The organism is Nonomuraea sp. NPDC050691, from assembly GCF_040654455.1.
Taxonomy (GTDB): domain Bacteria; phylum Actinomycetota; class Actinomycetes; order Streptosporangiales; family Streptosporangiaceae; genus Nonomuraea.
Genome location: NZ_JBFAIA010000145.1, coordinates 1 through 21,091 on the forward strand (window position 1 = coordinate 1; position 21,091 = coordinate 21,091).

General features: G+C 69.9%; 16 protein-coding genes and 3 pseudogenes. 13 read left to right on the forward strand and 6 right to left on the reverse strand.

What is annotated here, in order from left to right; genetic code table 11:
* The 4 genes and pseudogenes from AB0H81_RS34060 to AB0H81_RS34075 all read left to right on the forward strand — a co-directional run.
* Positions 1–932, forward strand: a pseudogene (locus AB0H81_RS34060) (hypothetical protein); the annotation flags it as partial.
* 264 nt (positions 933–1,196) lie between these two features.
* Positions 1,197–2,699, forward strand: a complete 1,503-nt coding sequence (locus AB0H81_RS34065; RefSeq protein WP_358383009.1) for a serine/threonine-protein kinase — start codon at positions 1,197–1,199, stop codon at positions 2,697–2,699.
* Positions 2,700–3,530: 831 nt separating this feature from the next.
* A complete protein-coding gene (locus tag AB0H81_RS34070; RefSeq protein WP_357889456.1) occupies positions 3,531–3,737 on the forward strand; it encodes a cold-shock protein in 207 nt (68 codons plus the stop codon).
* A gap of 296 nt (positions 3,738–4,033) precedes the next feature.
* Positions 4,034–7,184: pseudogene (locus AB0H81_RS34075) on the forward strand (Tn3 family transposase).
* A 96-nt stretch (positions 7,185–7,280) separates the two neighbouring features.
* Here the strand turns inward: AB0H81_RS34075 and AB0H81_RS34080 are convergent.
* Entirely contained in the window at positions 7,281–7,769 is a 489-nt protein-coding gene (locus AB0H81_RS34080) for a nuclear transport factor 2 family protein (RefSeq protein WP_358383012.1), read from the reverse strand.
* On the opposite strand from AB0H81_RS34080, the gene AB0H81_RS34085 reads away from it, so the two are divergent.
* Entirely contained in the window at positions 7,768–8,556 is a 789-nt protein-coding gene (locus AB0H81_RS34085) for a helix-turn-helix transcriptional regulator (RefSeq protein WP_358383015.1), read from the forward strand. The two genes, AB0H81_RS34080 and AB0H81_RS34085, sit on opposite strands and share 2 nt — an antisense overlap.
* Before the next feature lie 155 nt (positions 8,557–8,711).
* Positions 8,712–9,473: a recombinase family protein gene (locus AB0H81_RS34090; protein ID WP_358383018.1), complete on the forward strand. Its 762-nt coding sequence runs from the start codon at positions 8,712–8,714 to the stop codon at positions 9,471–9,473.
* A gap of 401 nt (positions 9,474–9,874) precedes the next feature.
* Here the strand turns inward: AB0H81_RS34090 and AB0H81_RS34095 are convergent, their stop codons facing one another.
* The 5 genes and pseudogenes from AB0H81_RS34095 to AB0H81_RS34115 form a co-directional block, all read right to left on the reverse strand.
* Positions 9,875–10,189 carry a hypothetical protein gene (locus tag AB0H81_RS34095; protein ID WP_358383021.1) on the reverse strand — a complete coding sequence of 105 codons (315 nt, stop codon included), beginning with the start codon at positions 10,187–10,189 and terminating at the stop codon, positions 9,875–9,877.
* Positions 10,190–10,193: 4 nt separating this feature from the next.
* The gene (locus AB0H81_RS34100) at positions 10,194–12,650 is read right to left on the reverse strand and encodes an FtsX-like permease family protein (protein ID WP_358383024.1); all 2,457 of its coding nucleotides are present in this window, start codon (positions 12,648–12,650) and stop codon (positions 10,194–10,196) included.
* The gene (locus AB0H81_RS34105; protein WP_358383027.1) at positions 12,644–13,387 is read right to left on the reverse strand and encodes an ABC transporter ATP-binding protein; all 744 of its coding nucleotides are present in this window, start codon (positions 13,385–13,387) and stop codon (positions 12,644–12,646) included. Before AB0H81_RS34105 ends, AB0H81_RS34100 begins: the two co-directional genes overlap by 7 nt.
* 237 nt (positions 13,388–13,624) lie before the next feature.
* Positions 13,625–13,792: pseudogene (locus AB0H81_RS34110) on the reverse strand (Tn3 family transposase); the annotation flags it as partial.
* A 180-nt stretch (positions 13,793–13,972) separates the two neighbouring features.
* Positions 13,973–14,296 carry a hypothetical protein gene (locus tag AB0H81_RS34115; RefSeq protein ID WP_358383030.1) on the reverse strand — a complete coding sequence of 108 codons (324 nt, stop codon included), beginning with the start codon at positions 14,294–14,296 and terminating at the stop codon, positions 13,973–13,975.
* A 223-nt stretch (positions 14,297–14,519) separates the two neighbouring features.
* Here AB0H81_RS34115 and AB0H81_RS34120 point away from each other — a divergent pair, with 223 nt between their 5' ends.
* The 7 genes from AB0H81_RS34120 to AB0H81_RS34150 all read left to right on the forward strand — a co-directional run bounded on the left by AB0H81_RS34120 (position 14,520) and on the right by AB0H81_RS34150 (position 21,046).
* Positions 14,520–14,699: a hypothetical protein gene (locus tag AB0H81_RS34120; protein ID WP_358383033.1), complete on the forward strand. Its 180-nt coding sequence runs from the start codon at positions 14,520–14,522 to the stop codon at positions 14,697–14,699.
* A 235-nt stretch (positions 14,700–14,934) separates the two neighbouring features.
* A complete protein-coding gene (locus tag AB0H81_RS34125; RefSeq protein ID WP_358383036.1) occupies positions 14,935–15,483 on the forward strand; it encodes an RICIN domain-containing protein in 549 nt (182 codons plus the stop codon).
* Positions 15,484–15,777: 294 nt separating this feature from the next.
* Positions 15,778–15,963, forward strand: a complete 186-nt coding sequence (locus AB0H81_RS34130) for a hypothetical protein (protein ID WP_358383039.1) — start codon at positions 15,778–15,780, stop codon at positions 15,961–15,963.
* Between the two features lie 82 nt (positions 15,964–16,045).
* The gene (locus AB0H81_RS34135; protein ID WP_358383042.1) at positions 16,046–17,218 is read left to right on the forward strand and encodes a histidine kinase; all 1,173 of its coding nucleotides are present in this window, start codon (positions 16,046–16,048) and stop codon (positions 17,216–17,218) included.
* Positions 17,215–17,832, forward strand: a complete 618-nt coding sequence (locus AB0H81_RS34140) for a response regulator transcription factor (protein ID WP_358383045.1) — start codon at positions 17,215–17,217, stop codon at positions 17,830–17,832. Before AB0H81_RS34135 ends, AB0H81_RS34140 begins: the two co-directional genes overlap by 4 nt.
* A 90-nt stretch (positions 17,833–17,922) precedes the next feature.
* The gene (locus tag AB0H81_RS34145) at positions 17,923–18,555 is read left to right on the forward strand and encodes a hypothetical protein (protein ID WP_358383048.1); all 633 of its coding nucleotides are present in this window, start codon (positions 17,923–17,925) and stop codon (positions 18,553–18,555) included.
* 166 nt (positions 18,556–18,721) lie between these two features.
* Positions 18,722–21,046 (forward strand): rhamnogalacturonan lyase, encoded by a 2,325-nt coding sequence (locus tag AB0H81_RS34150; protein WP_358383050.1) that lies wholly within the window; start codon positions 18,722–18,724, stop codon positions 21,044–21,046.
* The last annotated feature ends 45 nt before the right edge of the window (positions 21,047–21,091 follow it).

Here is a 21,091-nt window from a genome sequence, read left to right on the forward strand (position 1 = left end):
GGCCACGCCTTGGAGGCGTCGAAGTCGAGGCCGACGACCGCACCGCCCTCCTTCATCAGCGGCAGGCATACCAGGACCGCGCCCGGCTGCAGGAAGCCCAGCAGGAGGCGGCGGCCGCCGTACGGCGTGCCAGCGCCCTGCTGGCGCTGCGCCAGCAGCCCTTCGGCGTCGGCCTGCTGCCTCATGCCGAACTCGGCGCCCGCGCGGCCCGGCTGGCCGAGCAGGTCGCCGCCGCGGCAGCCACCGCTGAAGCCGCCGAACACGAGATGCTCTGCTACGCCTGTGAGGGTGGCGGCCCCGCCGAGCGCGCCCTCCTCCAGGCCCGTGAGCAGAGCGCCGCGCAGGTGCGCCAGATCGAGGCCGCGGCCGCCGCCGCCGACCGGCTGCAGCAGGCCCGCCAGGCCGTCCAGGACGGCCACGCCCGCCTGGAGGAGCTGCGCGGCCGCGAACGCCATATCCAGCGCGAGCTCGACCAGCTACGCCCGTGGCAGCGCACGCGCCGCCGCCAACTCCAGGACGAACTCGAGGGCCTGCGCCAGACGCAGGCCCGGGTGCGCGAACACCTGGCGCCCGTCCGCGCCCAAGGCCCCGCTCTGGAGACGGAAGCCCGGGCCGCCGCCGAGCAGGCCCCACCCGCGACCGTCTGGCCGCTCATACGCCGCCGCCACGCCGACCTGGAACGCGAGGACACCCAGCAGCGCGCCCAGGCCGAACTCGCCGCCCTGCAACGCGAAACCCTGCGCCGCGCCGACCTCGCGCCTGAGCGGAGCGCTGACGAACACGCCGCCCGCACCGAACACACCGAACGCCAACGCCACGCCGCGCAAAGCCCCACCCGGCCGGCCCCCACGGCCCGACGCCAGCGGTCCGACGCCTACCGGCCGCCACCCAGCCGCGGCCACGACGGACCCAGCCGCGGATTCGGCCGCTGACCCGTCCAGGCCACAGCGTCCTGGCCACAGCCGAAAGCACCTTCTCTCTACGATCATCAAGACCGCCCGCGTCGCGACCGGCGGCGTTGCCGAAAGAACGTGCCGCCTTTCAATGGCAAGGATCCAAGATCCTTGCCAGCGCCAACGGCTGTCCGCCGGTTCCTCAACCGCCGACCCCGGCCGAGGACGGCCCTCCACTCGGGGGCGTTATACAGATGCGAAGATCAGCCGGACGCCGGAGCTCTTGGGCAGGAGTATGGGGCGATGGATCCTCTTCGGAATGGCGGTCCCCGACAGATAGGGCCGTACCGGCTGATCGGTCATCTGGGCAGCGGCGGGATGGGCCGGGTCTTCCTGGCCCGCTCCCGCGGCGGCCGCGCAGTCGCGGTGAAAGTGGTGCACGCTGAACTAGCCGGCGATGCGGAGTTCCGTCGTCGGTTCGCCGAGGAGGTCACGGCAGCCCGCCGGGTCGGCGGCTTCTACACCGCCCAGGTGGTCGACGCCGACCCCGACGCCGATCCGCCTTGGCTGGCCACCGCCTACATACTCGGCCCTTCTCTGGCCGAGGCCGTCACAGCGCACGGACGGCTGCCGGCCTCGGCGGTCCGTGTGTTGGGGGCGGGCCTAGCCGAGGGACTGGCCGCGATCCATGCAAGTGGCCTGGTCCACCGTGACCTCACCCACCGCAACGTGATCCTCGCCGACGACGGACCGCGCGTCATCGACTTCGGCATCGCCAAGGCTCTCGACGCCGTGCATGCCTCCACACGCATCATCGGCACCCCCGGATTCATGTCTCCTGAACAAGCCCGGGCCGGTCGGATCGGCCCGGAAAGCGATGTGTTTTCTCTCGGGTGTGTGCTCGCCTACGCCGCCACCGGCATCGGACCGTTCGGCGGCGGCAGGGCCGACCTGATCGTCTACCGGATCGTCCACGAAGAACCCAACCTCGACGGAATCCCCGCTGACATCGCGCCCCTGCTGCGCTCTTGCCTGGCCAAAGCCCCGGCCGACCGGCCGAAGCTAGAGGACATCCTCGACCAATTGGAGGCACCCGCAGCCGACGCCACCCGCTGGCTCCCGCCGGGCATCACCGCCATGATCAGCGAACGTGGCACGGTGATTCGCACCTCGACCTGGTCAAGCGCCCCTGAACCACCAGACCCCACTGGCGGCGAGACTGGCGGAAGCGTGCACGGTGATCGAGCGAACCACGACGCCGGCAAGGCAGACCCACGACGCCCCAGTGCCGAGGCGGAGCCGGCGGATGGGCGCGCAGGCGCAAAGCCTCCCCATCCCGGGCATCCCATGGAAGGTCCGATGGCGGCGACCAGGCACGGTGGCGGCACCGCGACCGCCGCGATAACCCTGGCACTGCTGTGCATTCCGGGGCTTATGGTCATGATCTTCAAGGCCGCCGAAATGTTCCTACGCTTCCCCGGTGAGCCGTTCGGGTTTTTGATGTTGGCGAATCTGGCGGTGAGTGTGGCAGAGGCGATCGTGCTCGCCATGGGCGCGCGGCTGCTGTCCCAGCGCAACGCGTCCGGGCGTCGGATGATCGCGATATCCGGCGGCACGCTGGCTCTGCATGGCACGAGTGCCATCGTGCAATTCTTTGCGACGGGTGGGGAACTGACGGTGGACACACCCGCCTCAGTGATCGTGCCCCTCTTCGTCGCGAGTCCGCTGACGGCTGTTTCAGCGGCTGCAGCCTTACTCATGGCCGTGCTTCCGTCCACCGGCCGCTGGTGCCTTCGCCGAAGCTAGAGGGCGGGGGGCGACCCGCGGGTCACTGTTCGTTGGCGGAAGAAGGATGTCTCGGCTGGAACCTCTACCGAGGGTGCGGGTCCGGCGGGTCGGCGGCCGGGCGTGCGGCTCTGGAGGCCGGTCCCGGCCGCCGCCCGTCAGACCCGCGCCCCGAACATCGGCACTGCTCCGCCAGCTTCTTTCGTGCACCCTCAGGATTCGCGAACACGCCCGGACGCCCTCAAACGATCAAGCAACACCTCGGCATTACACCGTGATGGTCCTCCCGCGTCCGTCTGTGCCTTCCGGGGCGACCGGACGGCCGGGGGCACATGTTGAGCGACAGGAGAGTGTCAGCGGGCCGCGACACCATTGTCAGTAGCAGAGTGCGATCAAGCAGGTGGGCGGAGCGTCTCGATGAACAGCAGCCGATCGGGCGGCGGCCGGCCCTCACATACCACGGGTCCGGGTGCGCATGCCTCAGGTAGGCGGCGCACCCATGCGTCGACGTGGTCCCGTGGGACAACAGGGACCTCACCCGGTATGTCACAGTGACCAGCCGCTGTGCGACGACGCGATGCACCGGCATCAGCCGGCCGTTCGCGCGACTCGAGGGGGTTGATTATGAGGGCGGCGGCCCCCGCCCACGAGGAGGCGTACGCTTCACAGCTGAAGGTGTGCTAGGTTGTGTCTAGTTGCAGTTGTGGTACCCCATGAAACTTGTGTGCACCTGACGCTACGTAGCGACAGGTGCATTTTTTGTTGCCGGTCTTCTCCGGGTGGGCTTATCGCGGCGACGCGGGATTCGTACAGAGCGGATTCCGGTTCTGCACCTATCAAGAGGAGATCGACATGGCTAACGGAACCGTGAAGTGGTTCAACTCGGAAAAGGGCTTCGGCTTCATTGAGCAGGACGGCGGCGGCGCCGACGTCTTCGCCCACTTCTCCAACATCGTCTCTCAGGGCGGCTACCGCGAGCTGCACGAGGGCCAGAAGGTGGCCTTCGATGTGACCCAGGGCCAGAAGGGCCCGCAGGCCGAGAACATCGTTTCCGCCTGACGAAGCACCGCCACGAGCAGGCCCGCACCTTCCCGGTGCGGGCCTGCTCGTTTCCGGGTCAGAGCGTGGCGGAACGAAAAATGTACGCTACGACTGTTCCCCCAGCTCAGAGCGAGCATGTGGGGCTACGGCCCGTAGGCCGGGGTTGAGGAACCCAAGAACAGCCATTGGCGCCGAGAATGATCTTGCTCGCCTGGGGCGCGAGCCAGGCTTGATCATGTCTGGTAAGGAACCTGACATTTGGCGTCTGTCTGGTGGTTACTGGGTGATAGGCGGCGTGGCTATCGTCGTCGCTCATGCCTGTGGGGTTCCTGTCTAATGACCAGCTCAAGGCGTACTCGGCGTTCGAGGAGCTGCCGTCGCTGTCGGATCTGGAGAAGTTCTTCTTCCTGGACGCGTTCGATCGCGATGTGATCGCCAAGTCGCGCCAGGACTCGCATCGCCTGGGCGTGGCCGTCCAGATCGGGACGGTCCGTTACAAGGGGCTGTTCCTGGAGGATCCGCTGGCGGTGCCGTGGTCGGTGGTGGACTATCTGGCCGAGCAGCTGCAGATCGGCGATCCCTCGCAGGTGAAGAGGTACTCCGAGCGGCCGAAGACGGCGTATGAGCATGCGTGGATGATCCGGGACGCCTACGGCTACCACGACTTTGCTGATCACGAGTCGTGGGAGGGGCGGGTGCTGGCGAGGCGGTTCCGGACGTTTCTGCACGGCCGGGCGTGGACGCATGCCGAGGGGCCGACGGCGTTGTTCGATCAGTCGGTGGCGTGGCTGCGCCGGCATCGGGTGCTGCTGCCCGGGGTGACGGTGCTGGAACGGCTGGTGGCCAGCGTCCGGGAGCAGGCCGACGAGCGCTTGTACGCGACGGTGGCGCGTCAGGTGGAGCGCGCTGATCCGGCGTTGCGGCGCCAGCTGTCGGGGCTGCTGGTGGTTCCTGAAGGGGCGCGGATGTCGGAGCTGGAGCGGCTGCGGCAGGCGCCCAAGCGGCAGTCGGGCACGGAGATGGCGCGGGCGCTGCAGCGGGTGGACGACATCGCCCGGTTCCGGTTGGGGCGGGTGCGGGTCGATAAGGTGCCGGTCCGGCGGATGAAGACGCTCGCCAAGTATGGGGCGGGCAGCAAAGCGCCGCTGCTGGCGCGTCTGAACGAACCGAGGAAGACCGCGACGATGCTGGCGGTGACCCGGTCGTTGGAGGCTGAGGCGATCGACGACGCCCTGGATCTGTTTGCGCTGCTGATGGCCTCGCGGCTGATCTCGCCGGCGCGCCGCAAATCCTCGGGCGACCGGCTGTCGATGCTGCCGAAGCTGGAGAAGGCCTCCCGGCTGCTGTCCGGGCGGGCCGGGTGCTCATCGAGCAGCTCGACCTGGTCGCCGAGGCGGGCGCAGACCTGGATGTCGCGGCGCTGTGGACGGCCGTCACCGCCGAAGCCGGGGCGAGCAAGGAGCAGGTCCTGGCCGCGCTGGAACAGGTCGACGAGCTCGTCCCCGACGACGACGGCGCGGCCGAGACGGCGCTGCGCGCGGCGCTGGTGGACAAGTACAACACCGTCCGCCCGTTTTTGAAGCTGCTGGGCGAGTCGAAGGCCCTGGGCGCGGCGGCCGGAGGCCGCAAGGTCCTGGCCGCGGTGCGCAGGTTGCCGGAGCTGGCGCGCCGGCACGTCTCTCGTAAGCCGCTCCTCCCGAAGGAGATCGACGAGTCCCTGGTGACCGCGGCGTGGAAGCGGTCGGTGTTCGCCAACCCCGAACTGGCCAAGGGGGCGGTGGACCGTGACGCGTATGTGGTCTGTGTCCTGGAGGGGCTGTTTCGGGCGCTGCAGGTGCGGGACGTGTTCGCCGCGCCGTCGCTGCGGTGGGCCGACCCGCGCGCCCACCTGCTGGACGGCAAGGCGTGGGAGGCGATCAGCGAGGACGTGCTGGCCTCCCTGTCGCTCACCGATCCGGTCGAGGCGCATCTGGACGCCAAGCTGCTGGCGCTGGACGCGGCGTGGCGGCAGATGGCCGGCCGTCTCGAGGAGGCCGGTGACGACGCCCTGGTCCGGGTGGTCACCCCGGCCGATGGGCACGCCCGGTTGTCGGTGGAGAAGCTCGGCGCGCTGGGTGAGAGCTCATCGCTGAAGTGGCTGCGCGCGGCCTGTCAGGCGATGCTGCCGCGCATCGATCTGCCCGAGCTGCTGCTGGAGGTGCACTCCTGGACCGGGTTCCTGGACGCCTATGTGCACCTGGCTGACATCTCCACGCGCATGCACGACCTGCCCCGATCCGCTGGTGGCGCTGCTGATCAGCGAGGCTTGCAACGTCGGCCTCACCCCGGTGATCAAGGACGGGGACGAGGCGCTGACCCGAGGCCGCCTGTCGCATGTCGATCAGAACTACGTGCGGGCCGAGACGCACGCCGCCGCCAACGCGATCCTCATCCAGGCTCAGCGCACCGTGCCGATCGTGGCGCTGTGGGGCGGCGGGCTGCTGGCCTGGGTCGACGGGCTGCGGTTCGTCGTCCCGGTCCAGACGATCAACGCCGCCCCATCGCCGAAGTACTTCGGGTACAAGCGCGGCCTGACGCTCTTGAACGCAGTAAATGATCAGGTGATGGGGATCGGGCAGATGGTCGTGCCCGGCACGCCGCGCGACTCGCTGTACATCTCGACACTGTGATCAACATCGATGCCGGTCCGCAGCCCGAGGTCGTCACGACCGACCAGGCGTCCGATTCGGACACGGTGTTCGGGATCTCCTCCATGCTCGGCTACCGGTTCGCGCCCCGCTTCGCCGACCTGGGCGACCAGCGGTTCTGGCGCTCGGAGGTGCTGACAGCAACACCACGAGCGACTACGGGCCGTTGGAGGCGATCGGCCGCAACAGGATCAACCGGCAGAAGATTCACACCCAGTGGTCGGATATGACCCGGGTCGCGGGGTCGCTGGTCACCAACCAGGTCCGCGCCTACGACCTGCTGCGCATGTTCGCCCGCAACGGACGGCCCACCCCGCTCGGGCAGGCGTTCGCCGAGTACGGCCGCATCGACAAGACCCTCCACCTGCTGTCGACCCTGGACCCGATCGACGACACCTACCGCCGCAGGCTGAACAAGCAGCTCACTGTCCAGGAGTCCCGGCACCGGCTCGCCCGCAAGATCTACCACGGGAGCAACGGGCAGATCCGCAAGGCGTACCGCGAAGGGCAAGAAGATCAACTAGCGGCTCTGGGGCTGGTCGTCAACGCGGTCGCGTTGTGGAACTCGAAGTACCTGTCGGCCGCGGTCGACCGGCTGTGCGCCGAAGGCGTCCTGGTCAAGGACTCCGACGCCGCCCGGCTGTCTCCGCTCGGCCACGCCCATCTCAACGTCCTGGGCCGATACTCCATCTCCTCCTCCACACCGGCCGAAGGCCTGCGGCCGCTCAGCGAGATCCCTGACCTTCCCGACGACGGCGTGGACGAGGAGGGGGTGTAGAACCCAGGCTTGCGGTCACGGCCTGTGGGGCATGGTGCCGTCCCCGATGTCCCGGTGTTCACGGCCGCGGCCGCCGGCTTGCGGCCGGGTCGGAGATCAGCGACTCTCCCACCATGTCAGGTTGGCGGCCGCCTGGGACGCTGGCTCGATGATCTCCCATACCTCGGTGATCAGACCGTCGTCGAGCCGGAAGATGTCGACGACCGTGATCTCCGGCCCGGCACCGGGCAGCTGGCGCCGCGAATGCATCACAACGTGATCGCCGTCGGCCAGCACATGCTGGATCTCGACCTGCATGCCGGCCAGCGGGACGAGTGCGGCGCCCACGGCGGCCAGCCATTCTGACTTCGTCTTGGAGGTCGCGTCCGGACGGTGGTGGAGGAAGTCGTCGCTGAGCAATGGCGCGAGCGCGTCGACGTCGCCGGTCGCGACCAGTGCGGTCAGCGCTTGCTGGACGATGCTCTTGTTGTCGTGGGTCATGTTCTGCGTAGTCACGGGCAGCAGTGTTTCCAGCGTCCGGGATATTTGTCGATGAAATCGCATTTCATGGCGTTCGGGTTTTCGATGAGTAGCATCGTCGTCCATGTACACGGTGGGGGAACTGCTGCGGCAGTGGCGGCATCGCCGGCGGCTCAGCCAGCTGGATCTCGCGATCGCCGCCGATGTGTCGGCTCGTCACGTCAGCCTGGTGGAGACCGGCAAGTCCCGCCCGAGCGCCGAGATGATCCTGCGACTGGCCGAGCAGCTCGACGTGCCGTTGCGAGAGCGCAACCGGCTGCTGCTGGCTGCCGGCTTCGCCCCCCGCTATGCCGAGCGGCCGCTCGATCAGGAGGGGCTGGCGGCGGCTTGGGACGCGATCGAACGGGTCCTGCGCGCGCATGAGCCGTATCCGGCGCTGGCCATCGATCGCCGGTGGGACATCGTGATGAGCAATCGCGCCATCGACCCGTTCCTCACCAGCGTCGCCCCCGACCTGCTGGTACCGCCGATCAACATGGTGCGCCTGGGGCTGGACCCGCGCGGGCTCGCTCCGCACATCGTCAACCTGGCGCAGGTGCGTGCGCTGCTGCGTATCCGGATCGGACGGCAGCTCGCCACAGCTCCCGACCCCAAGCTCACCGCGCTCTACGAGGAACTCCTGGCTCCCCATTCGGGGGACGCGAGTCAACCGGTCGAGTCCGAGGTCACTATCCCGATGATCTTCCGCTTCGGCGGGCGCGAACTGCGGCTGTTCTCGACGACGACCACGTTCGGCACTCCGATGGACATCACCCTGGACGAGGTGGCGATCGAGTCGTACTACCCGACGGACGCCGACAGCGCCGCCTACTTCGCCGCACCCGACGCCAGCAGGAAGTCACCTGCCCTCTGACCAGGAAGATAGCGGCTGGAGTGAACGGAAGTTCCGTAGGGGGATCCTCAATCGGAACACCCGCCAGCCGATACAGAGCCCCAGGCCAGGGTGTTCCGTATAGGTGTTCCACACGCTGTTCCGGTGAAGGCCCCCTATCCGGAACACTGGAGCGCGTGAACGGAACCCGCGTCGGCTACGCCCGCTGCTCCACCGACGAGCACGACGTCGTGATCCAGACCGAGCAGCTCCTGACCCTCGGCATCCCCGAGGAGCGCATCTACATCGACCGCGGCTTCTCCGGCACCTCCCGCCGCAACCGCGCCGGCCTCGACCAGGCGCTGGCCGCCGTCTGGAACGGGTCGGTGTTCACCGTGACCAAGTTCGACCGGTTCGCCCGTAACATGGCCGAGGCCAACCAGATCCTCACCGACCTGTCCAGACGCGGCGTCCTGTTCGGACTCGGCGGCTCGGTCTACGACTGGAACGACCCGTTCGGGCGGCCGTTCTTGCAGACCCTCGCCATGGTCGCCGAGTTCGAGGCCAACCTCGGGAACCTGCGCACCCGCGAGGGCATGGCGCTGGCCAAGAAGAACGGCAAGCTCAAGGGCAAGCAACCCAAACTGCCCGAACCGCCCGGCGCTCCATCCGCCGCCGATACGCCGAGGGCGAGGTGTCCCTGGCCGACCTGGCCACCGAGTACAGCGTCGGACGCTCCACCATCCATCGCATCATCCACGGGCCAGAGACCTCCAGGTAGGAGGATCACAAGCCGAAGCCGGACGTCACCCTTCGACCAAGATCGTTCTAAGCGCCAACGGCTGTTCCTGGGTTCCTCAACCCCGGTTTCACCGGGCCAAGGGGGGCGCCCTGCTGCCCGGCGCCACCGGGCCGGGCGAGCACGGGCCGTTCGGCCCCTACGGGCTGGACAGCGATGAGGACGCCGGTGGGCCGGACTGTGGCCCGGACGACTCCGAGGGCCTCATTCGGCGCGATCGGGCTGTCCAAGGCGGGGGCGAGGATGGCTGTGTGCTGCTGACCGGCGAGTAGCAACAGGCATACGGCCCGCCCGTCCTTCATGCGGTCCACGTCGCTCATCGGCCGCCCCTCGGGCTCCCCCTTGCCATCCCTGCCGCCGCCATCACCACGCGCCATGCCTCAGATCATCCCAGACCGGCACCAGCCGCCCGCCGCACCTTCACCACCTCGAGACCCAGGGTCGCCTCCCGCATCATGATCAATCTTCGCCGCCAACCGCCTGTGCGATGGAACGGAATCCGGCGTTACCCACGTCCGGAAGACCGCAACGACAGGGGTTCACTGACCTGGGAGAACCCCACTAACGCCGGATTCCGTTCCAAATCTCTCTGACCGCCGTGTCTACCTGGGCCGGGCCGATGCCCGCGGCGGCGAGCGACTCGGGGAGCACACCGGGCACGGGCGCCCACGAGACGGCCGGGCCGTCCGCCGGACCGATCCCGGCGTCCACGATGGTGCGACCCTTGTCGCTGCGGATCGCGTACGCGCGGAACCGGAGCCGCCAGCGGCCGTCGGCGTCGACCGCGCCCGGGTCGTAGCGGTCGGCCTCGGCCCACTGCGCGGCCGTGGCCGCGGGGTCTCTGACGGCCAGGCCATGCGTGACCCGAGCTGCCATGTCGCTACGGGCGGGGTGGCTGTAGCGCGGTTCTGGCTGGGATGACCGAGGCGGCGACGGCGAGCAGGAGGCAGATGCCGATGACCGCGCCGATGATCGGCCAGGGAAGGATCATGCTGACGGTCATGCCGATCATGTTGGTCAGTCCTGTGGTGATACCGACCAGCGCCGTCACGGCCACCGCGATGCCGAGCAGCGCGCCGATCGCGACCACCAGGGTCGACTCCAGGGCGACGGTCCGCAGCACCTGGCCGGTGGTCGCGCCCGACAGCCGCAGCGTGCGCAGATCGGTGGTCCGGTTGGCGGTGGCCATCAGCAGCGTGTTGGCGATGGAGATGGCGCTGTAGCCCACCGACAGCCCGACCAGGATGAGCACGAAGACCCAGACCAGTTCGTCTTCATGTTCCTCGATGCTGGCCATCCGGTCGGTGACCTTCTCGATGACGGCTGCGGTGTCCGCCGGGACAGCCGTGGGGGCGGGGAGGTAGACGGGTTCGGTCAGTGCAGATGGATCGTGGTCGCGTACAGTCTGGCGAGTCAGCAGGATGTCGGCTGGGACCTTCTTGAGCACCGCGACCACGGTGAGCCGCAGGCTTCGCCCGTCCTCGAACACCATCGGCGCGGCGGTGCCGACGCGCCAACCGCGCTCGCGAGCGGCCCACTCGGCCACGGCCATCGTCTGGCCGCCTCGCAGGTCCTGCAGGTCTCCGGCGATCACGTCCGCCTTGCGCTTGCCTGCCACGCCGATCGCGCTGAAGGGTCTGTCGCCTGTGTAGACGGTGGTCGGCAGCGTGGAGGAGCCTCCCGCGGCCGAGACCGCGGCGTCGGTGAGGCCCGGTGTGTCCTGCGGCGCGAGCACCCACTGCGCCTGGACGGCGGCGGCACGGCGCAGCCCGTTGGCCCCGACGTTGGTTTCCACCATCCCGGTGACCAGCACCGCGAAACCGACCGTGACCAGCACCGGCGCCGCTGTCGAGGCGGTGCGCCGCACAGCGGTCAGTGCGCCCTGGCGCACCAGCATGCCGATCGCTCCGCTGCGGACCGGCCACGACACGGTGCGCACGAGCGGCGGGATGACCGCGGGCGCGAGCAGCGAGAGCCCGACGATCAGCGATCCCGCCGCGTAGAAGGCGTACTGGATCACGCTGTCGGACTCACCGGCGATGAAGACACCGACCACCACCCCCACGAGGGTGAACAACGCTCCGAACACCCACCGGCCGGCCGTCATCGGGCGTTCGTCCACCGCGGCCTCGCGCAACGCCTCCAGCGGCGCCACCTTCGCGGCCCGTCGCGAAGCCGCCCATACCCCGAGCTGGGCCACCGCCAGCCCGGCGGCGAAGCATGCGAGCATCGGCCACAGCCGGATCTCCACGGCGAAACTCCGCGGTTGGAATCCCAGATCGACGAGGGTCTGGCCGAAGCCGGGAGCGCACGCCGTACCGGCAGCGACCCCGACCGCGGCGGCTGCCACGCCGACCACCAGCGCCTCGCCGTGCATCAGGGCACGCATCTGACGCGGGGTCGCGCCCACCGTCCGCAGCAACCCCAACTCCCTGCGCCGCTGTGCGACGCCGAACGCGAAGGTGGAGGCCACGATGAACACGGCCGTGAACGCCACCAGGATCGCCATGCCGCTGAGGATCTGGTAGCCGAACCACCGTGTCTGTACGTCCGCCACAGGTTCGGTCGCCGATCTGGCCTCACCGCTTAGGACCAGCCCCTCGGCGCTGACGACGGCTCGGGCCGCACGCTCGATCGCCGCGACGTCCGCACCGGCTTCGGCCACCAGCCCGATGACTCGCACCCCGCCGGTCCGCGCCTGGGCGAAGTAGTAGCCGGGGCCCGCCACCGTGCCGGACACCGAGTAGGACGCCGGCCCGTCGGCGGTGAGTACGGTCACCTGTCGGCCTGGTGCCAGCCCGAGCGCGCGGCTCACGACGACCTCACCGGGGCCGGCCGGGGGCCTGCCCGCGGCCAGCCGGTACGGCGCGAGCGCGGCGCTGGGCCACAGGTAACCCTGGGTGTCACCCGCGACGGGTTTGCCGCCGATGACCGCTTGGGCGTAGAAGGCGTGGTCGGGCACGGCCGCCGCCACCTGCGGGATCCGGCCGAGCCGCTCGGCCAGGGACCGGGCCTGCTCGGGCGACCAGGGCTTGTCCGGGTAGAACAAGCCGTTGATCTCTCCGCCGGTGGAGGGTGTCTTGACCAGGACGGCCGTGCCTGCGTACCGGGCGGGAACCTGAGGCTGGGCGGAGGCGAAGACCAGTCCCGTCATGGACAGGATGCCGACCGCCAGGCCGAGCGCGAGGAAGGTGCCGGCCAGGCTGCCCCAACGGCCGCGCGCCAGATCCCAGGCCAGGGCGAGTGAACCGCCACCGCGCCCCCGGCGGCCTGTCGCGCCCTGGACCTGCCATGCTGTGCGCGGCGCTGCGACATGCTTCTTGGCTCGCTTCAGCATGCCGCTGCCTCAAGGCTCGCCATCCGGGCTGCGATCGTCTCCGGCCCCGGGGCTCCGGTGAGCTCGTCCACCACCCGGCCGTCGGCCAGGAACAGCACCCGGTGGGCGTACGCGGCCGCGACCGGATCGTGCGTCACCATGATCACGGTCTGGTTCTGGTGATCGACGATCCCGCGCAGCAGCTTCAGTACGGATCGGGAGGTCGCGGTGTCCAGAGCGCCGGTCGGCTCGTCGGCGAAGATCACCGCGGGCTTGGTGACGAGCGCGCGGGCGATCGCCACGCGCTGCTGCTGGCCGCCGGACAGCTCACTGGGCCGGTGCCTGGCCCGCTCGGCCAGCCCGACCTCGGCCAGCGCCGCACGCACCTGCTCCACGCCGGGCCGGCGCCCCGCCAGGCGGAGTGGGAGGGCGACGTTCTGCTCCGCGGTCAGGGCGGAGACCAGGTTGAAGGACTGGAAGACGAACCCGACCCGAGCGCGGCGCAGCAGCGTCAGCTCATTCTCGGTCAGCGTGCCGAGGTCAGTGCCGTCGATGACGACTTTCCCGTCGCTGGGCCGGTCCAGCCCGGCGGCGCAGTGCAGCAAGGTGGACTTGCCCGAGCCGGACGGGCCCATCACCGCGGTGAAGGTGCCCGGCGCGAATCCGGTGGTCACGGCGTCCAGCGCTGCCACCGCCTGGTCGCCGGAGCCGTACACCCTGCTCACCGACCACAACTGGACCATATCTGTCGATGTCATGCCTCAATCCAACCGGCGCGAGGATCTTGGCACATGGGCGCTGAGGCGAGAAACGCCGGTAGACCCAGCACTACCTCCGGTCCAGGACGCTCCCCTTGACCAAGCCCGGCAGACACGCTGTATGCGGCGTCACCGTCGAGTCCTCGCCGCCGATCCATGGCTGAATTGCGAGGTGGCAGGCCTGTCAGCCGTTGATCTCATCGTCATGAACATCGCCGGGGTCTCCCAAGGGCCGCATTCCATGTAGCGGGTGTCGAACAGCACCACGGCGTCGAGGACCAGGCTGAGTGCGCCGAGCTGGTCTTCCATGCCTTCGTGGTAGCGCTGGTACAGGTGGCCGCGTTTGCCGTGGAAGATCCGCCGGGCCGGGGCGTGGCGGCCTTCTTGCAGGTTGGACTGTGCTTTGATCTCGCGCGGTCGATGCCGTCGCGGCACCGGGATGGTAACGCGGCGGCTTGGGCGGTCAACCGTGAACCCGGTGCACGGCAGCAGGATCTGCCCGCCGTAGAAGGCGTCGACGAACCTGACGGCGTTAGAGCCCCGCCACACCCCCCGTCCGGTGACGAGGCGAATGACGGAGGGATGTCATCCCATGAGCCGCCGTCGGCCTGCGCGGCCACCTCGGGGACCACCGGGTCCGGTCGGCATGAACACCACACCGAGCACCGGCACCGCACCACCCGCTCTGGCCGCGTCGACGACCTCGGCCGCTCGCACGGGCTCCTGGACGAGCCGGGCAGCCGCGCCCAGGATCTCCTCCACCGTCTCGCGCGTGATCACCAGCCGTGACAGCCGGTCGTGCCCGCCCTCCAGCTGTGACTCCAACACAACGATCTGCTTGCGGATCTCCCCCATCCGCTGCCGGGCCACAGCCTCACGCCGTGCCAGTTCCTCCAGCAACGAGCCCACCGCCTCCTCACGAGAGAAGACCGAGGAAGTGCTCCCCCATATCGGATACCGGTCTCGGCCTCTTGGACCGAGACCGACGCGAGCCCGTAGCCGTCGTGAACGGCTGCGGGTGCGAGGGCCTGTCCGCTTGTGGCCACTCGGCCCTTCGGGGGTGGACGGACGGGGAGGTAGCACTGACGCTGGTGGACAGTACTGTCGTGATCATCGGCCGACTGGAGACCGTATGAAGACCCGCACCTGGACTCGCCGTGCCGCCGCTGCGGCCGCCGGCCTGGTCGCCGTGCTGGCGCTGGGCGTCACTCCTGCGCATGCGGATACCGTGATCCGCAAGCCGCAACAACCATCACCGCAAGGGGCCATGGTGCTGGCCGACGGCGAATCGGGTGCCAAGCGCCCGGTGTGACCCGCGGCGGTCCATTGTCCCCCTGCCCGGCAGGGCGGGGGGACGTTCCGTCTTCATGGCCGCTCATCCCGCGGCAGGCAGACCGTAGCTCGTGGCCGTGGTCGCGTTGCGATCCCCGCCTTCGAGATCTTCATTGCCGCCCAAGCCGCAACCTCCCCGGAGCAACCCACCCAAGGGGCACATTGAGTACGAGGTACTCAAGCCATGCCGGCCCCACGCCCGCACGCTGTGTCACATGAAGTCACACATCCTTCGCGCGGCAACCGTCATCGCTCCCCTCCTCGCCCTCGGCGCGACCACCGCCACCCCGGCGTCCGCCGCACCGTCGTCCACGGCCGTCTGGGCGGCGTCGAACGTCCAGCTCGTGAACTGGCAGACCGGCAAATGCCTCACCATCGCCGGCGGCGTCAGCACCGACAACAACGTCCACGCCGTCCAGTACACCTGCGACAGCCACCCCTCACGCCGCTGGGACGTCTGGGGCTACTCCAGCGCGTACCTGCAGGTCAAGAACCGTCAGACCGGCAAATGCCTCACCATCGCCGGCGGCGTCAGCACCGACAACAACATCGTCGCCCTCCAGTACACCTGCGACAGCCACCCCTCGCGCTACTGGGCGCTCGGCAGTCAGGTCGGCCAGCACATCCAGTTCCGGAACGTTCAGACCGGCAAATGCCTCACCATCGCCGGCGGCGTCAGCACCGAGAACAACATCGAGGCCGTCCAGTACACCTGCGACAGCCACCCCTCCCGCTTCTGGGAAATCCGTGACTACTACGGCTGAGCCGCCGGTCGGGGCCCAGGTCCGGCTGGCTCCAGGCCCCGGCTTCCCCTCTGCGCAAGGGGGAGCCGGGGCTCACCGCGTCGTCGTCGGTCACGAAGATCTGCTCGCAGGAGTTCCGCACGCACTGGTGTAGTCGAGCCCTCCGGCAACGTCGCGGACACCGTCGAACCCGCGCGGCATCCCGCGGTTCTCCCCGGTCCGGTCGCGTGGCCCTTGCCGGCGCCGCCTACGTCGAGTCACGGGGCGAGCGTTTCGCCGGCGGGTGCGTACGTCCTGGCCGGCGAACCGGCCACCGTGGGCACGTTCGCCCTGCTCCAGCACTCCGCCGAACTGGCCCTCCTCCGCGCGAGCGAAGACCCGAAGATGGTCGCCGCGGAGGTCGAGGAACCGCTGCGCTACCCGACGATCACCCACGACGGATCTGCTCCACCTCCGCGGCGAGCGGTCGTGCCGGACTTCTCCCCGATCCGCATCTGGTAGTGCTGACAGTTGTCATCTGTCGGCCGGCCGGCGCGCCGCCGAGACTGGCCGCCTATCCGCCGGCCCACGCAGAAGGAGACCGATGAGGCGTACCCGATGGGCGGGTTCATCGAGCCCTCGGCTGATCGTGCTCGGCGCGTTGATCGTCAACTTCGCGTGGGCGCTGGTCATCCCATGGTCGTTGACCCGGCCGCCGTCCGCACTGCTCACCGCGGCGTTCGCCGGGGGGCTCGTGGTGTTCGGCATGGCTCTGGTGCTGGTGCTCCGCAGCGCCGTCAGCCCGGCGCCGTCGCCGGGAACCAGACCGCGGCTGGTGGGTCTGCTGTCGATCGTCTCTCTCGCGTTGTGGCTGCCGTCATTCGCGTGGGCGGAGACCGGTCAGGAGCCGTGGTCATGGCTGGCGGGATGCGCCATCGGGGCGAGCGCTCTGGTGACGTTGCGGGCGGGGGTCGTGGTGGCGATCGTCCTGGGCGTCGCCGCGATGGCCGGCGGTGTCGTCTTCGGCGGTTCCGTGCCCGCGAATGTGCTGATCACTTTGGGCTGCGCCGCGGTCGTGTGGCTCATGGGGCAGGTTCCCGTGTGGCTGCTGCGGCTGCTGTGGGTGGCCAAGGCCGGTCGTGAGGCCGAGGCCGAGCTGGCGATCGCGAAGGAGCGGCTGCGCGTCAGTCGTGAACTGCACGACGTGCTCAGCCACCGCCTCGGCATCATCGCCCTCAAGGCCGAGCTGGCCGCCGGCCTCGCGGCTGGGGAGCCGGCCAGGTCGGCCGCCGAGAGCGACGAGATCCGGAAGATCGCGGCGGCCACCCTGGCGGAGGCCCGGCAGGCGGTGCAGGGCGAGACCGTCGCCGGTCTGTCCCCCCAGCTCGCGTCGGCCGGACTCGTCCTGGCCTCGGCCGGGATCGAGACCACGATCGATGCCGACGCCGGCGACATCGCGCGGATGCCGGACTCCATGTCCCGGCTGCTGGCCGCCGTCGTGCGGGAATCGGTGACGAACGTGCTCCGGCACAGCGACGCCCGGACGGTGTCGATCACTTTCGCCGGCACGCCGCCGTACCCCACACTGATGGTCGTGAACGATGGTGTACGACGCGATCGCGACGCGGCGCAGGGGGACCCGGTCGGCGGCACCGGTCTCGCCTCGCTCGCGGCCCGCTGTGCGGCCGCCGGCGCACGTCTGGTCGCCGGACCGGTCGCCGACGGGCGATTCGAGGTGCGGGTGGAGTACCCGCCCGGCCGGATCCCGCCACGGTGAACGCGACGACGATCCGGGTGCTCATCGCCGAGGATGAGGAGCTGATCCGGGCCGCGCTGGCTGCGCTGCTGGAACGAGAGCCCGACATCGAGGTGGTCGCCACTGCCGCGGACGGCCGGGAGGCGATCGAGCGGGGGCTGGCGCACCGGCCGGATGTCGCCGTCGTCGACCTGCAGATGCCGAAGGTGGACGGCATCGGCGTGATCACCGAACTCGGCCGGGCGCTCCCCGCCTGCGCGGGAGTGATCCTCACCGGTCACGGTCGCCCGTTCGTGCTGCGGCAGGCCCTGTCGTCGGGCGCTCGCGGGTTCCTCGCGAAGGGGGCGCCCGGGACCGCGCTGGCCGACGTCGTACGCCGGGTGCACGAGGGGAAGCGCTATGTGGACCCGGTGCTGGCCGCCGACGCGCTCACCGCGCCACCGTCGCCCTTGACGCCGCGCGAGACCGAGGTGCTGTCGGTCGCCCGCGAGGACCAGCCGATCCGCGAGGTGGCCCGCGCGCTGTTCCTCTCCCAGGGAACGGTCCGCAACTACCTCGCCTCCATCACCGGCAAACTGGGGGCCGGGTCCCGCAGGGACGCCTACCGGACCGCGCGCGAGAACGGCTGGGTCTGAACGAGAACACCCCCCTCACGCGATGTGCACGCTCTTTCCATGACAGACCGCACGGGGTCAGTGAGCGGCGTCCGGGCTCAAGGTGTCGCCATGAACAGAACGACGAGACCCGGCAGCCCTCATGACCCCGCTGACCGCCCCGCCTTGCCGCGACACGACTCCCGCCGTCGTCCGGGCATCGGCGGTCATCTTCTGGCGCGCTGGCCCAGCGCGGTCGGCCTCCTCGCGCTGATCGGCAACGCCGCGGGCGGCCTGGACTCCCACGTGACCGCGATGATCATCATCCTGGCGGCGATGTGCTACCTGGCCGCCGCCGCGCTCGGCTCCCGCCGGAGCGGCTGGGTGATGCTGGGGGTCGCGGTCCTCGCCGTCGTCGTCGCCAAGGCCACCGGGCTGGACCCGACCGCGACACTGCTCGCCATGGGTGCCGGGTTCGCGGTGTACGGGTTCCTCCGCGGCTCCCGGATCGACCGACGCGAACTCGTCATCCAGGTCCTCGGGTTCGCCGGGTTCAGCGCCGTCGCCTTGTCCGCGATGATGACCGGCCCGTTCCTGGCCGCGCACCTGGCGGCGGGCGCGGCCATCGGACACGCCGTCTGGGACGCGGTCACCTATCACCGTGACAAGGTGGTCGACCGCTCACTCGCCGAGTTCTGCTTCGTGCTCGACTTCGGACTCGGCTCGCTGCTCCTCCTCACGGCCTGGAACGTGCTGCCTTGGTGAGTGGACCGGTCCCTGGAGGAACCGAATCGATTCAACCCACGAATACGCCTGACACCCACCGTTGACAGGCTCCCGACTCGCGCATAATCTCACCATACGTTTGATCGTTTTAATCCATGCAGGCGGACGCGGGGGCCGCCTCCCGGCCTCGGGAGCCCGTACCCACATGAGACCTCCCCGCGGCGTCCGCCGCGCCCTCGTGACCGCCGTGGCCGCCCTGGTGTGCGCCGCACTCCCGGCGGCGCCGGCCGACGCCGGCGAGCACCGGCCCGGCAAGGGTGTCCAGCTCGAACATCTCGACCGGGGCCTCGTCGCCGCGGCCACCACTCAGGGGGTGTTCCTGAGCTGGCGGCTGCTCGGCGACGAGGTGACCGGGCACGGCGCCACCGGCGTGAGCGGTGCCGACTTCCGCGTCTACCGCGACGGCCGTCCCATCGCCACCGTCACCGACAGCACCAACTACCTCGATCCCGCCGGCGCGCCCGCCTCCCGCTACCAGGTCGCCCCCGTCACCCGCGGCCGGGAGGGGCGGCGCGGCGCCGCCGTCAACCCCTGGTCCGCCGGCTCGTACGACCTGCCGTTGCGCAAGCCCGCCGACGGGGTGACCCCGGCCGGGGAGGCGTACACGTACGCCGCCAACGACCTGAGCGTCGGCGACGTCGACGGCGACGGCCGCTACGAGTACGTCGTCAAGTGGGAGCCCTCCAACGCCAAGGACGTCTCCCAGCGCGGCTACACCGGCAACACCTACCTCGACACCTACCGGCTCGACGGCACCCTGCTGTGGCGGCTCGACCTGGGCGTCAACATCCGTTCCGGCGCCCACTACACCCAGTTCCTCGTCTACGACTTCGACGGCGACGGCCGCTCGGAGACGATGCTCAAGACCGCGCCCGGCACCAAGGTCATCCGGTACGCGCCCGACGGCCGGGTGGTGTCCGAACGCCACATCACCATGCCCCGCCGCGATGTCCAGGCCGGGTACTCCCACGGCGACGACTACCGCAAGAGCGCCGCCGGCTACTTCGAGCACGTCGTCGGCATGTTCATGAAGTGGCACGAACACCCCGAGGTGGTCGCCGGGCGCTGGCCGGCCACGCTGGAGCAGGCGTTCGGCCTCGCCACGCCGCCGCGCAGCTATCCGCTGTCGCGCGAGGACGCCGTCGAGCTGGCCACCCACCTCGTCGACGTCTACGCGCCCGGCCGCAGCGGCAACAACAAGCTGCGGGAGTTCGCCGGGTTCGTTCTCACCGGGCCCGAGTACCTGACGGTGTTCGACGGCGCCGGCGGGCGCGAGCTGCAGACCGTCCCGTACAAGCCGGGCCGCGGCGACGACGGCCTGCTGTGGGGCGACTACGCCATGGGCCGCATCGAGCCGGGCAACCGTGTCGATCGGTTCCTGTCCGCCGTCGCGTACCTCGACGGCCGGCGCCCGTCCGCGGTGTTCGCCCGCGGCTACTACACGCGCACCACCCTCGTCGCCTACGACTGGGACGGCCGCAGGCTGAAGGAACGCTGGTACGTCGACAGCGGCCACGTGCCCATGGCCAACCCGTTCAACGCCTCCCCGCACGGCGTCGACGGCACCGATCCGGAGTTCGGCACGATCACCACGCAGGGCTTCCACTCGATGAGCGCGGCCGACGTGGACGGCGACGGCAAGCAGGAGATCGTCTACGGCGCCGCGACGATCGACGACGACGGCGACCTGCTGTACTCCTCCTTCGCCGTGGCGCCGCCGCAGAGCAACGTGCCCGGCCGGCGGGTCCGGCTCGGGCACGGCGACGCCATGCACGTCGCCGACCTCGACCCCGACCGTCCGGGTCTGGAGATCTGGACGGTGCACGAGGGCGGCGCGTGGGCGCCGTACGGGTGGGCGATGCGCGACGCCCGCACCGGCGAGGTGATCTTCGGCGGCTACAGCGGCCGCGACACCGGCCGCGGCATGGTCGGCGACATCGACCCCGCCGTCCGCGGCCTGGAGGCGTGGTCCTCGATGCCGCCCGACCAGGCGATCGAGGCGGGCCTGTGGTCGGTCCGCGGCGAGCACCTGGGCCGCGAGACCCCCGGCACGAACATGAGCATCCGCTGGGCCGCGGACCTGACCACGCAGTTCGTCAACGGCACCGCGACCACCGAGCTCCAGACGCCCACCATCGACGACTGGAAGCGCGGCCGGCTGCTCACCGCCGATGGCACGCTGGCCAACAACTGGACGAAGGGCAACCCGGGGCTGGTGGCGGACGTCTTCGGCGACTGGCGCGAGGAACTGCTGCTGCGCACCGCCGACTCCTCCGCGATCCGCATCCACCTCAGCACCGAGCTGACCGCTCACAAGCTCTACACCCTGATGCAAGATCCGCAGTACCGGGCGGACGTGGCCCGGCAGCAGACGGGCTACAACCAGCCGGCGTACCCCAGCTTCCACCTGGGCGCCGACACCGACTGGTCCCGCGTCCCGGTGCCCAGCCTCCGGACACCGCGCCACTAGGGACGGCGACCGTCAGCCGGCCCGTCGCCCGGCCCGAGAAGGGCC